Origin of the sequence: Streptococcus sp. HMSC034B05 (assembly GCF_001809055.1) — a bacterium.
Lineage (GTDB): Bacteria > Bacillota > Bacilli > Lactobacillales > Streptococcaceae > Streptococcus > Streptococcus constellatus.
The window spans coordinates 1-16,434 of record NZ_KV795593.1 but is presented as its reverse complement, the minus strand read 5'-3'; the positions used below and the strand labels follow the sequence as shown (position 1 = coordinate 16,434).

Here is a 16,434-nt window from a genome sequence, read left to right as displayed (position 1 = left end):
AAAATTTGAAGTACTGAACTCTGAAATGCTGGCAAGTGTTGAAGGGGGAAAGAAAGTAGTTAGTATGGGAAATGGAATGTACTGTTATGATGGGACTCTAAAATGTTGGTCAAATCCTAGCGAAATTTGGGGCATAGCAGGAAAAGTCATTGTCAATGGCTGGATTAACTATGGTCCATGGATTCCTAGACCATAATCTTACTGTTGAAAACTAGGAGAAGGTTCATTTTCTGCCTTTTGTGTTAATGAACTCTTTTGAAACCAACTTTTTAGAGTTGTAAATTTGTTTTTGTATTTTTTCCAATAATGCTATATTCATTAGGAATTACTAGAAGATTTATTGATTATCAAACTGACATATATGTGATACATAAGTACCATTTGATAGGTGTAAGATTTCATACTATAGAAAGTAGACATTTTCATGAATAATAAGGAATTTAAATACTACTTGGAAGAAGTTTTGAAAGATTCTGAAGTGATGAAAAATGAAGAATGTTTTAAACTAATATCCAATGCGAAGCGCCAATTAGATGCAGGGGAAGAAGCAGATATTATAGCAGCTAAGTTATCTGATAGGATTTCTTACTATTTGATATCTCATTGCTATAAAGCCCCTAAAAAAATACTTGCTTTATCAAAAAATATTCTATCTGCTCCAGCAAAACAGAGAGGTCTAATATCAGTTCCCTTTTGGCTATCTAATTTATTTCGTTGAATGTCAGAAAGATTATTCTTTGAGCTGAATATTGTAGAATTAAGATAAAATATAGGGTGACCAGAGTACCATATATAAGTAGAGGTATTCATCATGAAAACAAAATCACTCGAAAAATTTGAAGTACCGAACTCTGAAATGCTAGCAAGTGTTGAAGGAGGAAAAATCGGAGCTGGGGAAGCAGCACAGGCATTAGCTGTTTGCATAGTAGCAGGTGGAACGATAGGTAGTGTTTTTCCTGGAGTTGGAACTGCTGTAGGTGCTATTTTAGGAGCACAGTATTGTACAGGAGCTTGGGCAATTATTCGAGCTCATTAGGGAGGTTAAAAAGGAACAAATATGAAGAATACACAGAGAGTAATAATAACAATGCTGATATCTATTATATTAATTACTATAGTAGGAATGTATTTTAAGATTAGAGCGATTAACATACTAAAGCTTAGTCTCTCTAGTTTGGTATTAGAAATATTAATTCATTATTTTGCATACAAACAGAATAGACCTCAAATTACTTTATCAAAAACTTTTAATTTATACAAAAAGTTTGTTAAAAAAACATTACCGATGTCTATTGTTATAATTACATTTGTTGGTTATAAAATTTTCTTCTCAGATATTCCTAATATTTTGTCCTTTTTCTATTGTCATATTATTGTTGTATTTTATACCGTTGGTTATATTTTGTGTTTAAATAATAATATATTAAAAAATGAAAGAGAGTGAGAATTTTATGTTAAATCTAAAAGGTGAAGTTGTAAATGAGCTATCAGATGTTCAGCTTTCTGAAATTAGTGGTGGAGGAAAAAGTGGTGCAAATACCTTTTTAGCTGGTGCTGCAGGAGCTGGAGCTATAGCAGGTATAGTGTTTCCTCATTAATTTTACAAATGAGAATGACTTTAAAAAGGTGATTTCTTTGGACTTGATTTTGTTATCCATATTCCCTTTTCTCAACAATCATTAAGGTAAAAACTGACACAAATTCATGTTAGATTAGAGATTGATTGTACCTTATAATAAAAATAGGAAATTTTGTATTAAGATATTAAATTGCTATTTAAAAAATAAATTTTATTGGTATGAAGAGTATGATATTTATAATAAAAAAGGTATTCATAATAAATATAAAATCACTCGAAAAATTTGACGTATTAAACTCTAAAATACTAGCACGTATTGAAGGATGGACATAATGACCTATTTAAAAAAACTACAATTATGGATTTTGTGTGGCTTGATAGGAGCTTTGCTGTTAGATTATTGCTCACATGATTTGAAGCAGCTTTATGCGATTGTTGTAACTTATGCAGTGAGTTCAGTCTATACTTTTATCTGTATAAAAATATTAAAACTTAATAATAAAGTTACTTTGATATCTGCTATTACTTTGTCAGCTATAGTGATGCTTGCTTGTCTACATGTTTTACCTCGGTTTACTATGTGACAAATTGAATTTTATGTAATATTTTATCAAAAAAAAGGAACGATTTTTCAGAAAAAGGTTCTAAGTGATTCGTTATTTAGAACCTTTGGTTTTTGAGTAGACTATTTTAAGATTTATACCATTCAAGATTTGGACAGCTACAAAGATAAAAATGTTATATCAAGTTTATTAGATTGAAATAGAACAAAGTGAGCCCCAAAATAGGTATTATGATGAATATAAAAATATTAGAAAAATTTGAAGTACTGAACTCTGAAATGCTGGCACGTGTTGAAGGAGGAGGTTGTAATTGGGGTGATTTTGCAAAATCGGGTATTGCTGGTGGTGCAGGTAATGGATTGAGATTAGGAATCAAGACCAGAACATGGCAAGGAGTAGTTGCAGGAGCTGTTGGGGGAGCTATTATTGGTGGAGTTGGTTATGGAGCTACTTGTTGGTGGTAAGTGAAATGGGGGAATAAATGTTTGATATAAAAAGTTTCGCACTAGGTTTTATCACTATGATGATATTAACTTGGTTAGATAAACCAATTATTTACTTTCTGGATAAATGTAAGAAAATCTCAAAAAAATAAGATGATGATAAAATTTTTACTAATTAGTTTATTATATTTACTGGTTCTCTTGATAATATATTTTGTAACTTCACATAAGAAATTTATTATCATTCTTTCATTTCTATCAGTATCCTATTTGTGGTATATTTTCGTTCATATTTTAAATATTTAAGAAAATTTATCATTTGATATTGAAAATTATCGACAGGAAGACAGCTCGTTTGTTTTCCTGTTTCTTACTTTTTACCATTCAGGCTATCAGAGCTACCTTTTAGGATTTTTGAAAATGAAACCGAGATGGTTGTATTATACTGTAAATAGAACATAAAGGAGTTTAAAATGATGAAAAAACAATTGCTAAAATCACTTTTATTTAGTTCGGTGCTATTGCTTGCTTTTAGAAACGACATGGTTTTTGCTGATGGAGTTCATAAGGAGGAGCAACGCCCAGATACAACTGAAATAGTGTCTGAAGCTTCGACAGCAGCTGTTGTTAAAAATGACGCAAATCAAGATTCAATTGTAACAGATACGAAATCCGTAAGTATGCCAGAGTCAAAGGAAGATACAGTTGTAGAAAAGGAAAACTTGACAAACAATAAATCTGCTTCGACTTCAAACAAAACTTCTGCAGCAAATGGCGTTCCAAATTCTCAAGAATCAAAAGAGGTTGATGTTGCTACTTATCGTGAGAATATAGCTGAACTTCCTAAGGCTACGATAAAAGATGTTTATTCAGCTTTTACTTCGGATAATAAAGAACATACGATTTATGTAGGACGAGAAACTTGTTATTTTTGTCGACAATTTTCTCCTGAACTAAAAAAGTTTAATCAATTAACAGGTAGAAAATTAGAATACTATAATACAGATGGTGAAGATTTTGATGAACATGCCAAAGAATTTTTGTTTAATACAGTTGGTATTCCTGGTACCCCAACGATACTCTATCTTAAAAATGGCACATTAACTTCCGGTTGGGTCGGTGGAGGTATCACTGCTCAAGAACTCTCTGATTATCTGTATTTTCATAAAGCGCCGGCAGGCAAAAAGCAAGAAGATAATTCTCAACATCAAGAGAATAAAAATGATAAAAAAGTTGAACAAAAACAAGAACCAGCTTCTATTGACTTAAAAAATGATAACGGCAGCTTACCAAAAGACTTTAGTGAAATTTCAAAATCAAATTCAGCAGACCATACTCATAAAACTTCAGTATTGCCGACAAATAGTGAAATGGAATTTAATGGGATAAAAGAGCAAAAGAATCTGCAATTACCCAAAACTGGCATCAAAAAGAGTAAAAGATTATTCCGATTTGGTATGGCAATGGTTCTTCTTACATTATCATTTTATCTAGGGATGAGAAAAGGATTGAATGATAGAAAATGCTATTGAATCATCATTAGTAAGAATTAAAAACGGATGATGATTCTGTGCATTCCATCTTGTCAAATGTCCATTCTTCCTATATAATGAGGTATATAAGTTAGGAGGAGTGCGTGAGTAGAAAGACAATGATTCTTTGTTTGATTGGTTGCTTTATGATGTGTGGTGTATTAGTATCAAGTGCTGTATACTCTGGACAAGCTAGAAAGGCACATCCTACGAAAGTAGCTGCAAATTATCCTACCAGTCAAGAAAAGCCAAAAAATTCGTCAAAAGAGTCTAAATTAGTCACTCGTGTTTCGTCAAAGAGTATGGAAGAAAAGCAGGAAGTCATGGAATCTGATTTGCCTGTAATGGAAGCCTATGGTTTGTATTATGATTATGCTAATCTAAATTTGGTTCAAGTTGTAAAGGCTTATCTAGATGAGATGGGAATAGAGCATTCGCAGGTTGCATTTTCTTATAAGGACTTAACGAGTGGACAAATCTACGCTATGAATGAAACGCAACCGATGACAGCGGGCTCGACTTACAAATTGCCATTAAATATGTTGGTCGTTGATGAGGTAGAAAAAGGAAATTTATCAATGACCGAGCGGTTTGATATTACCCATACTCGCTATGAGTATATCGGTGAACATAATAACTATGTAGCAGCATTTAATGGGACCATGAGCATCCCTGAAATGCAGGAGTATTCCCTTCTTTATTCTGAAAATACGCCAGCTTATGCCTTAGCTGAGCGCTTAGGTGGCTTGGATAAAGCCTATACAATGTATCAGAGCTATGGAAAAGGCAAGGGGGAAGTTGAGACGATCAACCAACAAAATCAAACCACGACTGACTATTATATTCAGGTTTTGGATTACCTTTGGAAACATCAGGAAAAGTATAAAGATCTTTTGTATTATATCGGTGAATCTTTTCCAAACGAATACTATAAACGGTATGTAAGAGATATTCCAATTTATCAAAAGCCAGGTTATGTTGCAGAAGCTTTAAATGTAGATGCAATTGTATGTGAAGAAAAGCCTTATTTGATTGCTCTTTATACAGCGGGGCTGGGTGGGACAACTCCTGAGAGTGATGAAATTAGCGGTGTTGGTATTACACAAGTTGGTCAATTAGCTTATGTTATCAATGAATGGCATCGTGTGAATATGAATTAAAGCGCATGGACGCAAATTCCAAAAATTGTGCTGCAAAAGATAAGGTTCTATTAAAAATGTAAAGGCTCTCTTTTAGAGGAGGGCCTTTTATGTTATAATAAAAACAGAATGTAAAGAGGACTACAAGAATATCATGATTAACAAAGAGCATTATCGTTACATTAGAGAACATCCTGCTTTTAAAAATTTACCAGTTGAATTTTTTGATAAAATAGCTGTTGAGATTCAATTTCGCAAAGTGCCAAAAGGGCAAATTATTTTCTTTTCTGGAGACAAACGAGAACGACTTTTTTTGATTTATAAGGGCTATGTTCGGATTGAACAGTATGACCAGACAGATTCGTTTAATTACATTGACTATGTGAAAGAAAATACCATGTTTCCTTATGGTGGCATGTTTGAGGATAAAGATTATCATTATTCTGGGATTTCTGTGACAGATTTGGAATATTTTTCTATTCCTGTTGACTTGTATGAATATTATTCCAAACAAATAATAGAGCAGATGTTATTTATCACACATAAGTTGTCAAATATTTTACGTTTTCATGAGTTACGTTTGCGAAATTCTGTTTTGGCTAGTGCGACAGAGCGAGTTATTCAAGCGATTTCAATTTTATGTATTGATTTTTGCCAATATAGAGATGACATCCCTTTTGCACTTAGTATGAAAGAGTTGGCTAAACTAGGTGCGACTACTCGTGAAACGGTGAATCAAGTTTTGAAAAAATTAACAGAAGAAAACATTATTCAATATAATCGAAAGAAACTCGTCTTTTTGAATAAAGAATACTTTTTAAAGTATTTTGAAGATATGTAGAAAAGAAGGACAGAATTGCAGTCAAAAAAGCAATTTTTGGTCCTTTTTTAATTTAGAAACCTAAACATTTAAAATATACTCAAAAACTTCATTTGTTTCTAAAAAATAATTATTCATAAAACCAATAAAATGCATAAAATATTTAGAGAAAGCGTTTTATTTTGAAATAATATTAGAATTTCTTTTAAAAAAAGCAAAGGATTTGGCATTTTAAATGTATAATTGATTGTGAAAGCGCAAACAAAAGATATTACAATAAAACATGTAAATAGGGCTTAAAGAAACTTAAGTCACAAAGAAAAAGAGGAGGACATAAGATGTCTACACATCCTATTCATGTTTTCTCAGAAATAGGAAAACTGAAAAAAGTTATGCTGCATCGTCCAGGTAAAGAGTTGGAAAACTTGATGCCGGATCATTTGGAACGTCTGCTTTTTGACGATATTCCATTTTTGGAAGACGCTCAAAAAGAACATGATGCTTTTGCAGACGCTCTTCGTAAAGAAGGTATTGAAGTTCTTTACCTTGAAAAGTTGGCTGCTGAATCATTGACTTCTCCAGAAATTCGTAATGAATTTATTGAAGAATATCTGAATGAAGCAAATATTCGCGGAGCACAAACAAAAGTTGCTATCCGTGATATTCTTCATGGTATAGAAGATAACCTTGAATTGGTTGAAAAGACAATGGCTGGTTTCCAAAAAGCTGAACTGCCAGAAATTCCAGCAGATGCCAAAGGTTTGACGGATTTGGTAGAATCTGACTATCCATTTGCTATTGATCCAATGCCAAACCTTTACTTCACTCGTGACCCATTTGCAACAATTGGGAATGCTGTCTCACTGAATCACATGTATTCAGATACACGTAATCGTGAAACACTTTATGGTAAATACATTTTTAAACACCATCCAGTATATGGTGGTAATGTTGAATTGGTTTATAACCGTGAAGAAACAACTCGTATCGAAGGTGGAGATGAACTAGTTCTTTCTAAAGATGTTCTTGCAGTAGGTATTTCACAACGTACAGACGCAGCATCTATTGAAAAACTTTTGGTTAATATCTTCAAGAAGAATGTTGGCTTTAAGAAAGTGATTGCATTTGAATTTGCTAATAATCGTAAATTCATGCACTTAGATACAGTCTTCACAATGGTTGACTATGACAAATTCACGATTCACCCAGAAATTGAAGGCGATCTTCGCGTTTATTCTGTTACTTATGAAAATGAAAAACTTCATATTGCAGAAGAAAAAGGTGATTTAGCAGAATTGCTTGCTAAGAATCTTGGTATTGATAAAGTTCATTTGATTCGTTGTGGTGGCGGAAATACAGTAGCAGCAGCACGTGAACAATGGAACGACGGTTCAAACACCCTTACAATCGCTCCAGGTGTGGTAGTGGTATATGACCGTAACGTTGTCACAAATAAGATTCTTGAAGAATACGGACTTCGTTTGATTAAGATTCGCGGAAGTGAATTGGTTCGCGGTCGTGGTGGACCTCGTTGTATGTCAATGCCATTTGAACGTGAAGAACTTTAAGATTAGAAAGAGGAAATAATAGAATGACAAACTCAGTGTTCCAAGGACGCAGCTTCTTGGCAGAAAAAGATTTTACACGTGCAGAATTAGAATATCTTATTGGTTTAGCAGCTCACTTGAAAGATTTGAAAAAGCGCAATATTGAGCATCACTACCTAGCTGGTAAAAATATTGCTCTCTTGTTTGAAAAAACGTCAACTCGTACTCGTGCAGCTTTCACAACGGCAGCAATTGATCTTGGTGCTCATCCAGAATACTTAGGAGCTAACGACATTCAGCTTGGCAAGAAAGAATCTACTGAAGATACAGCTAAAGTATTGGGACGTATGTTTGACGGGATTGAATTCCGTGGATTTAGCCAACGTATGGTAGAAGAACTAGCAGAATTTTCAGGCGTTCCTGTATGGAATGGTTTGACAGACGAATGGCATCCAACTCAAATGTTAGCTGACTATTTGACAGTTCAAGAAAACTTTGGTCGTTTGGAAGGCTTGACTCTTGTCTACTGTGGTGACGGACGCAATAACGTTGCAAACAGTCTCCTTGTAACAGGTGCTATCCTCGGTGTAAATGTTCATATCTTTTCTCCAAAAGAACTCTTCCCAGCTGAAGATATTGTGAAATTAGCAGAAGGATACGCAAAAGAAAGTGGTGCACATGTCTTAATCACTGACAATGCGGATGAAGCTGTTAAAGGTGCAGATGTACTTTATACAGATGTTTGGGTATCTATGGGTGAAGAAGATAAATTTGCAGAACGTGTCGCACTTTTGAAACCTTATCAAGTAAATATGGATTTGATTAAGAAAGCTGACAATGAAGATTTGATCTTCTTGCACTGCTTACCAGCTTTCCATGATACAAATACTGTTTATGGTAAAGATGTTGCTGAAAAATTCGGCGTTGAAGAAATGGAAGTAACTGACGAAGTATTCCGCAGCAAATACGCTCGCCAATTTGACCAAGCTGAAAACCGTATGCATACTATTAAAGCAGTTATGGCAGCAACTCTTGGAAACCTTTATATTCCAAAAGTATAATTTAAAACTAAAACCGTTTACCAACAGCTATGAGGGCTGCGACTAATAGCTTTAGTCCAGTCCTCATTTTTGATAGTGCTCGTTTCAATTTTAGTATGATTTAAATAGGGAAAAAAGGCGATAAGACAAACAACTATGATTGCCGATGCAATCACCCTCAAAGAAATGTAGTTTGAGACATTATTATTCTAACCTCGTTCTAAAGTTTGTTATAGCTCATTAAAATGAATTGAAGCACTATAAGAAGAAAACTCTAAGGAGGCTAATTATTTATGGCAAATCGTAAAATCGTTGTGGCTTTGGGAGGGAATGCCATCCTTTCATCTGATCCATCAGCAAAAGCACAACAAGAAGCATTAGCAGAAACAGCAAGTCATCTTGTAAAATTGATTAAAAATGGTGATGACTTGATTATCACTCACGGAAATGGACCGCAAGTTGGAAATCTTTTGTTGCAACATTTAGCAGCAGATTCTGAAAAAAATCCAGCATTTCCGTTAGATTCGCTTGTTGCAATGACAGAAGGAAGTATTGGCTATTGGTTGCAAAATGCTCTACAAAATGCACTTCATGAAGAAGGAATTGAAAAAGAAGTTGCTTCTGTTGTGACACAAGTAGTGGTTGATAAAAATGACCCTGCTTTCATAAATTTAAGCAAACCAATCGGACCATTCTACACAGAAGAAGAAGCAAAAGCAGAAGCTGAAAAGAGCGGAGCTACTTTCAAAGAGGATGCTGGACGTGGCTGGAGAAAAGTAGTTGCGTCACCAAAACCAGTTGGAATCAAAGAAATTGAAACCATTCGTACACTCATCAATGCAGGACACGTCGTTGTGGCTGCTGGTGGTGGCGGTATTCCCGTCATCAAGGAAGACAATGGTCATCTTGCAGGCGTAGAAGCAGTAATTGACAAAGACTTTGCTTCACAATGTCTGGCGGAATTGGTCGAAGCAGATCTCTTCATCGTTTTGACCGGTGTAGATTATGTCTATGTCAACTACAATAAACCAGATCAAGCCAAGTTAGAGCGTGTCAATGTAGCTCAGTTGGAAGAATACATCAAGCAAAATCAATTTGCCCCAGGAAGTATGTTACCTAAAGTGCAAGCAGCTATTGCCTTTGTAAATGATCGACCAGAAGGTGAAGCGGTCATTACTTCTCTTGAAAACTTAGGCGCTTTAATTGAGTCTGAAAGCGGAACGATTATTGAAAAAGGATAACAGAGTGTTATTATTGCTTCGTTTAAAATTGTAATAAAACTTTTTAAAACAACGTTAATGTTTCCTATTTTTAGATTTGCTTTCTTTTGATCTATTTTACTGTTGTGAAATGATAATTTTTTTGGAAATTACTAGTTTTTTCCAGATGAATATGTTAAAATATAGTCGAAGGAAGCGCTTTCTGAAAATGGGATTCGGTTAAATTTTTACAATTTGTTACATTTAGGAGGAAAACAAATGAGTGAAAAAGCAAAAAAAGGGTTTAAGATGCCGTCATCTTATACCGTTTTGATGATTATCATTGCAATTATGGCTGTGTTGACCTGGATTATCCCAGCAGGTCAATACGATGCTGATAAAGCTGGTAATCTGATTACAGGAACTTACAAGACCGTTGCTCAAAATCCACAAGGGATTTGGGATGTCTTGATGGCTCCTATTCGTGCTATGCTTGGAAAAGAACCAACTTCAGCAGCGATTGATGTCGCCTTCTTTATCTTGATGGTTGGTGGTTTCCTTGGAGTGGTGAATGAAACAGGTGCCCTTGATGTAGGGATTGCTTCTATCGTCAAGAAGTACAAGGGTCGCGAAAAGATGTTGATTTTAGTCTTGATGCCTTTGTTTGCCCTTGGTGGATCAACTTATGGTATGGGTGAAGAAACCATGGCTTTCTATCCACTTCTTGTGCCAGTTATGATGGCAGTAGGATTTGATAGTTTGACTGCGGTGGCTATTATCCTTCTTGGTTCTCAAATTGGATGTTTGGCTTCTACTCTGAATCCATTTGCTACAGGTATAGCTTCTGCGACAGCAGGTGTAGGTACTGGTGACGGTATCGTTCTTCGGTTAATCTTCTTTGTTGTGATGACAGCTTTGGGTACTTATTTCGTATATCGTTATGCAGATAAGATTCAAAAAGATCCTACAAAATCTTTGGTTTACAGTCATCGTGAAGAAGATTTGAAGCACTTTAATGTAGATGCAGTTGCTAATGTAGAATCCACTCTTAGCAAGAAACAAAAACAAGTGTTGGTACTCTTTGTCTTGACCTTTGTTCTCATGATTATGAGTTTCATTCCATGGACAGACTTGAAGGTAACTATTTTTGAAAGTTTCAATAAATGGTTGGTTGGACTTCCGTTCATTGGTAAGATTGTTGGTAGTTCAACATCTGCTTTGGGTACCTGGTACTTCCCAGAAGGGGCAATGCTCTTTATGGTAATGGGTATCATCATTGGTTTTGTTTACCGCATGAAAGAAAGCCGCTTTATCACTGTCTTTATCAATGGTGCGGCTGATCTTCTAAGTGTTGCGCTTATCGTAGCTGTTGCGCGTGGTATTCAAGTTATCATGAACGATGGTATGATTACTGCTACAATCCTTCACTGGGGTGAAGTAGGACTCAAGGGTCTATCATCTCAAGTATTCATTGTATTGACTTACCTATTCTATCTGCCAATGTCATTCCTTATCCCATCAACCTCTGGTCTTGCCAGTGCAACAATGGGTATCATGGCACCGCTTGGAAAATTTGTCAATGTGCAAGCAAGCTTGATTATCACTGCTTACCAATCAGCTTCCGGTCTTTTGAACCTTCTTACTCCAACATCTGGTATCGTAATGGGAGCTCTTGCTCTTGGACGGATCGAATTGAGTACTTGGTGGAAATTCGTTGCAAAATTGGCTGCTGGAATCTTTGTAGTAAGTATCCTACTTCTTATTTTAGGAACGTTCTTATAATAGGAAAATAACGAGGTGTTCTTTATGAAACAATTTTTAACCGAAGAAATTAAATCTGATTATTTAGAATCGCTGAAAACAATCGTTTCCTACCCGTCAGTTCTTAATGAAGGGGAAAATGGAACACCTTTCGGACAATCTATTCAAAACGTCTTAGAAAAAATGCTAGAGATCACTAGGAGTTTAGGTTTTAAAACTTACATTGATCCTAAAGGCTATTATGGATATGCAGAAATCGGTCAGGGAGAAGAACTCCTGGCCGTTCTCTGCCATTTAGACGTTGTTCCAGCTGGAGATTTGTCCGATTGGGAAACTCCTCCATTTGAAGCAACTATAAAAGATGGTTGGATACATGGACGCGGTGTTCAAGATGATAAAGGTCCATCCCTAGCTGCACTTTATGCTGTTAAAGCACTGATGGATGCAGGTGTGACATTTAACAAGCGGATTCGTTTCATCTATGGTACAGACGAAGAAACTCTGTGGCGCTGTATGGCTCGTTACAATGAGCTGGAGGAAACAGCGACGCTTGGTTTTGCACCGGATTCTTCTTTCCCGCTGACTTATGCTGAAAAAGGTTTACTGCAGGTTAAGTTACATGGTTCAGGTTCGCAAGAACTTGCTATTGAAGCAGGAGAAGCCTTTAATGTTGTACCTGCAAAAGCAAGCTATACGGGAAATTTAGCAGATTCATTAGAAGCTGAATTGAAAAAACAGGCTTTTGAATACGAACGAACTGCAGATACAGTAACAGTCATTGGTGTCCCTAAGCATTCAAAAGATGCAGCTGAGGGAGTGAATGCTATTGTACGTTTGGCAATGGGGCTAAATCCACTTGTTCAACACTCTACTATTCAATTTATGGCTGAAGCAGTTGGTGAAGATGCTACAGGCAGCAGCTTGTTTGGTGAAATTTCAGATGAGCCTTCAGGAACGTTGTCGTTCAATGTTTCTGGGCTAACTATAAATCAAGACGAGTCCGAGATTCGGATTGATTTGCGGATTCCAGTTCTTGCTGACAAAGATAAATTAGTACGGGAACTAAGTCAAATTGCTGAAAAATATCAATTACGTTATGAAGAATTTGACTATCTTGCACCGTTATATGTGCCACTTGATAGTGAATTGGTCAGCACCTTAATGGCTGTCTATAAAGAAAAAACCAATGATGATAGCCCTGCTGTGTCTTCTGGCGGTGCTACATTTGCTCGTACTATGCCAAATTGTGTAGCTTTTGGTGCACTTTTCCCTGGTGCTTTGCAAACAGAACATCAAGCGAATGAACGAACTGTGATTGACGATCTGTATAAGGCAATGGATATTTATGCTGAAACGATTTATCGGTTGGCTGGAGAGGCTATTTAATTGCAAGTAATAAAAAGCTAGTATTAGTTAGAGGTAAACCGCCTCGAAAATTGGACAAATAATTATTGTAAGGATTTAGGACTCAATGTCAACTATAGTGGGTGACTTATAGCTGAGCACGAGAGGAGACGAAACTTGTCTTCTCTTTTTGCATGTTTAAAGCGATAAAAATACGAGTTTTAAGGTTTTCAAAGTTCCTGAACCCAAAGACGTCAAACATCAGGGGCTTGTCTTTAGAAACTTTTTAAAACTTTAAGAAGCCTGTTTTCATCACGTTAAACATCAAAAAAGAAGAGACCAATATGGTCCTTTCTCGATGTTGACTTTTCCTTACCCCCTACAGTTGACAAAGAGCCATTTTCCATTTTTATCTGAATTTAAAAAGCTCCATAGTCCCTGCGATGGATTTATCCACGACAGAAATTATAGAGTCTAATGAGAAACCTATATTTTTACAGATATTTTTATGAAATTTGCAATTTCTTCGGGGGTTTCTTTGAAACCATTTTTTATCCAAATAAAAATAATACTGATGATACTCGTAGTATATAAATCTAGAGCAAAATTTGGTGGAATTCCATAGGCCTCTCTAAGCTTTTGTTTATTTATTTTTTTAGAATGTAAAACGATTTCTTTTGCATATTCATTTACAATTAAGATGATATCTGGAAAATAGAGTATAAAAGCTAGAATGATATCCTTGTTATTATAAAGATAGGACAACATTTTTACTAAAATTTCAGTTTCAAAGTAAAGATCTGTGTATAATATTTTAGTGATTTCATCAAGTATTATTAAAATAGACTCATTAATGAATTCTTCTTTTGAATTGTAGTAGTTATAGAATGTTCCTCTACTCAAATTGGCTTTTTTACAAATTTCACTTACACTTATTTGTGATAAGTCTTTTGAATACATTAATATTGAAAGAGCTTTTAAGAATTCTGCATCAATTTTAGTTTTATCTTTCATTTTATTATCTCTACAATCAGCGTTAGATTCTTTAGCTATTATACTATACATTTGTACAAGTTTATAGTAATTAGTTTATGAATAGTTAACAAAAAGTGCTTATTTGTATAGAAATAATCTTCTATTAATGGTAAAATAAATAAAGCATTGGGTTTATTCCCATATGATTATTATATAATTAAGAAAGGAAGTGTTATTTTGTTTAAGGTTAACAAGAAAACATACGATATTTCACAAACTAGACAACGTTTTTCTATTCGAAAATTTAAATTCGGGGCAGCGAGTATTGCTATCGCGACATTAATGTTTTTAGGATCGAATGCAGCAGTATCTGCAACTGAAATTACACCAAAAACTGCGACACAAGGTTCGGTGTTGAATTCAGAGGAAATTACAGCGGTTAATAATAAAGAAGATAAAAAACAGGAAGAAATTTCCTCAGTATCTTCTGATTCAACTACTAACCAAGCTAACTCCACTACTGAAACTACTAAAAAAGTAGAAAAGGCATCAGAAACAGAGTCTAGCAACAATGTAGCAGACGATTTGATGAGCGAGTCTGCTCCTAAAACAACAGAAATTTCGGATTTAATAAAAGGTGCTCAATTTGTGACTGGTTCACAAACAAGAGACGCTGATTGGAAACCAGATGATAAATTAGAAGATAATAGTGTTGCTAAAACAATGGCTGAAACCGGTAAGGGGGGCATTACTCCTCTCAATTGGAGAAGCGGTATTACGGAAATTACTTATTCAGAATTTAAAAACAATGATTATTCAACTGGATGGTCAAAGAAGCCCGGGGGGAATGATAATTATGCTGATGAGATTATCCGAGTTAGAGCTCAGTATGATAAAAAACAAGATACTATTCATTGGCAAATCGTTATAAAGGGAAATGCTAGTGGAACTTTTATGGGAGTATCTAAGGATTTTTCTAGACCTTATAATCTTTTTACAACTTCTCGTGGTCTACACAAACCAGAAAATTTAGTGGTACAAGAAGTAGGTGTGGATGGTGAGACGTTAAAAGAAAAACAAGGATATCCTAATAATGTGGATAACTGGCCATCAAGCTCTAGGAAACTTTATAAACCGACTAAAGTGAATGTTAACGGTAAAGAAGTAGAACTTTTAGGTTCATCTAGTTATATGATGACAGAATGGGGAAGTCGTTGGCGTTTAGGAAATACAGGTTCTAATAAAGAACAAGGACAAAAATACAATATTGAGAAACACATATACTATTCTAAATATGGTTTTGAAGATTGGCTTGCTTCATCTAGTCAATCGGGCACTCGAATTTATAATTTTGATACCAAAATTAATAGGGAAGAATTAAAAGAATTAGGACAGCTTCCTAACGTTGACAGCCAATTTAGTGACTATATGGGTTGGGGGAAACGCTTCCGTGAAGATACTAACCTAGTGAATAAAGTGTGGGTGACTGCAGGGATGACATCGCGTGAGGCAGGAGGCAATTCTATCACTCATCCTGGTGGACGTGGTATTTACAACTTTAGTAAAATTGCAACTGTAGATGTTTCTACATTAGCTAAAGATGCCGATGAATATTCGCCGCAGTATGATAATGGTTCAGGCTATCCAAATGATACAGTAAATCTTAAAATCAAAGAAAAAAATAATAAGCAAATTCCAGCAGGAACAACTTATAAGACCGAACCTAATTCGCCTATTACAGTTGATCAAAACACTGGGGAAGTAACTGTTAAGATCCCAGCTGATGCAAAACCAGGTAGTGCTATTACAGGTAATGTAACAGTGACTTACCCAGATGGTACTGTTGATACAGTTCCAGTTAATGTAACAGTTAAGAAATATCCAGATAATATTAAGTATTCACCAGAGGCTAAGCATAGGACTGTTGAACAACACGCGGAATTAGATGCAAAAGATAGCATTGCAAATACAAATGAATTGCCATCAAATTCAACGTATAAATGGAAAGATGGTCATAAACCAGACACCTCAACATCAGGTGAAAAAGACGGAATTGTTGAAGTTCACTATCCAGATGGTACTGTTGATGATGTGAATGTTAAAGTAACCGTTACATCGAAAAAAACTGATAATACAGCTCCAAAATTAACCGTCACTCCAGAGCAACAGACTGTTAAAGTGGATGAAGATATTACCTTTACGGTTACAGTTGAAGACGAAAATGAAGTTGCTCTAGGTTTAGATGATCTTAAAGCTAAGTATGGAAAAGATATCATTGCAGGTCGTGTTAAAATTGAGTATCTTACTAACGAAGCTAATAAGAAAGTCATGAAAGTGACAATTATGAAAGCCACTTTAGCAGATAAGGGCGCAATTACCTTTACTGCAAAAGATAAAGCAGGTAATCAAGCAGAACCTAAGACAGTTACCATCAATGTTCTTCCGCTTAAGGATAAGTACGAACCAAAAGGTAAGGACCAAACGGTTAAAGT

Annotated in this window: 16 protein-coding genes; 15 read left to right on the top strand and 1 reads right to left on the bottom strand. The window is 35.2% G+C overall.

Annotation, left to right across the window (positions count from 1 at the left end):
- From HMPREF2542_RS01775 to HMPREF2542_RS01715, 14 genes are all read left to right on the top strand, one after another.
- Nucleotides 1–196, top strand: a 196-nt coding sequence (locus tag HMPREF2542_RS01775; RefSeq protein WP_070484206.1) for a leucocin A/sakacin P family class II bacteriocin, incomplete at its 5' end; no start/stop codon positions are given.
- Nucleotides 197–424: 228 nt separating this feature from the next.
- Complete coding sequence (locus tag HMPREF2542_RS01770; RefSeq protein ID WP_058670277.1) at nt 425–718, top strand: bacteriocin immunity protein; 294 nt, start codon at nt 425–427, stop codon at nt 716–718.
- A gap of 93 nt (nt 719–811) precedes the next feature.
- On the top strand, nt 812–1,036 hold the full coding sequence (locus HMPREF2542_RS01765) for a Blp family class II bacteriocin (RefSeq protein ID WP_004234003.1): 225 nt from the start codon (nt 812–814) through the stop codon (nt 1,034–1,036).
- A gap of 415 nt (nt 1,037–1,451) precedes the next feature.
- Nucleotides 1,452–1,598: a hypothetical protein gene (locus HMPREF2542_RS09870; protein WP_004233732.1), complete on the top strand. Its 147-nt coding sequence runs from the start codon at nt 1,452–1,454 to the stop codon at nt 1,596–1,598.
- 313 nt (nt 1,599–1,911) lie between these two features.
- Nucleotides 1,912–2,163 carry a hypothetical protein gene (locus tag HMPREF2542_RS09460; RefSeq protein ID WP_049480463.1) on the top strand — a complete coding sequence of 84 codons (252 nt, stop codon included), beginning with the start codon at nt 1,912–1,914 and terminating at the stop codon, nt 2,161–2,163.
- A 212-nt stretch (nt 2,164–2,375) separates the two neighbouring features.
- Nucleotides 2,376–2,606 carry a Blp family class II bacteriocin gene (locus HMPREF2542_RS01755; RefSeq protein WP_058670278.1) on the top strand — a complete coding sequence of 77 codons (231 nt, stop codon included), beginning with the start codon at nt 2,376–2,378 and terminating at the stop codon, nt 2,604–2,606.
- Between the two features lie 452 nt (nt 2,607–3,058).
- On the top strand, nt 3,059–4,117 hold the full coding sequence (locus HMPREF2542_RS01750) for a DUF6568 family protein (RefSeq protein WP_058670279.1): 1,059 nt from the start codon (nt 3,059–3,061) through the stop codon (nt 4,115–4,117).
- 104 nt (nt 4,118–4,221) lie between these two features.
- Nucleotides 4,222–5,277, top strand: coding sequence for a serine hydrolase (locus tag HMPREF2542_RS01745; RefSeq protein WP_102989282.1), 1,056 nt, complete (start codon nt 4,222–4,224; stop codon nt 5,275–5,277).
- Nucleotides 5,278–5,410: 133 nt separating this feature from the next.
- Entirely contained in the window at nt 5,411–6,097 is a 687-nt protein-coding gene (locus HMPREF2542_RS01740) for a Crp/Fnr family transcriptional regulator (RefSeq protein WP_003069910.1), read from the top strand.
- Nucleotides 6,098–6,414: 317 nt separating this feature from the next.
- Nucleotides 6,415–7,644: an arginine deiminase gene (gene arcA / locus HMPREF2542_RS01735; protein WP_039676809.1), complete on the top strand. Its 1,230-nt coding sequence runs from the start codon at nt 6,415–6,417 to the stop codon at nt 7,642–7,644.
- 23 nt (nt 7,645–7,667) lie between these two features.
- Nucleotides 7,668–8,684 (top strand): ornithine carbamoyltransferase, encoded by a 1,017-nt coding sequence (gene argF, locus HMPREF2542_RS01730; protein ID WP_003028184.1) that lies wholly within the window; start codon nt 7,668–7,670, stop codon nt 8,682–8,684.
- 272 nt (nt 8,685–8,956) lie between these two features.
- Entirely contained in the window at nt 8,957–9,904 is a 948-nt protein-coding gene (gene arcC / locus HMPREF2542_RS01725; RefSeq protein ID WP_003028182.1) for a carbamate kinase, read from the top strand.
- A gap of 237 nt (nt 9,905–10,141) precedes the next feature.
- Entirely contained in the window at nt 10,142–11,644 is a 1,503-nt protein-coding gene (locus HMPREF2542_RS01720; protein ID WP_003069901.1) for a YfcC family protein, read from the top strand.
- A 24-nt stretch (nt 11,645–11,668) separates the two neighbouring features.
- Nucleotides 11,669–13,009 carry a dipeptidase gene (locus HMPREF2542_RS01715; RefSeq protein ID WP_058670281.1) on the top strand — a complete coding sequence of 447 codons (1,341 nt, stop codon included), beginning with the start codon at nt 11,669–11,671 and terminating at the stop codon, nt 13,007–13,009.
- Nucleotides 13,010–13,453: 444 nt separating this feature from the next.
- On the opposite strand, the gene HMPREF2542_RS01710 is transcribed toward HMPREF2542_RS01715, so the two are convergent.
- Nucleotides 13,454–13,981: a TetR/AcrR family transcriptional regulator gene (locus HMPREF2542_RS01710; RefSeq protein ID WP_049476574.1), complete on the bottom strand. Its 528-nt coding sequence runs from the start codon at nt 13,979–13,981 to the stop codon at nt 13,454–13,456.
- A gap of 198 nt (nt 13,982–14,179) precedes the next feature.
- Here HMPREF2542_RS01710 and HMPREF2542_RS10235 point away from each other — a divergent pair.
- The coding region (locus HMPREF2542_RS10235) for a Rib/alpha-like domain-containing protein (RefSeq protein ID WP_148129453.1) at nt 14,180–16,434 on the top strand (2,255 nt) is incomplete at its 3' end.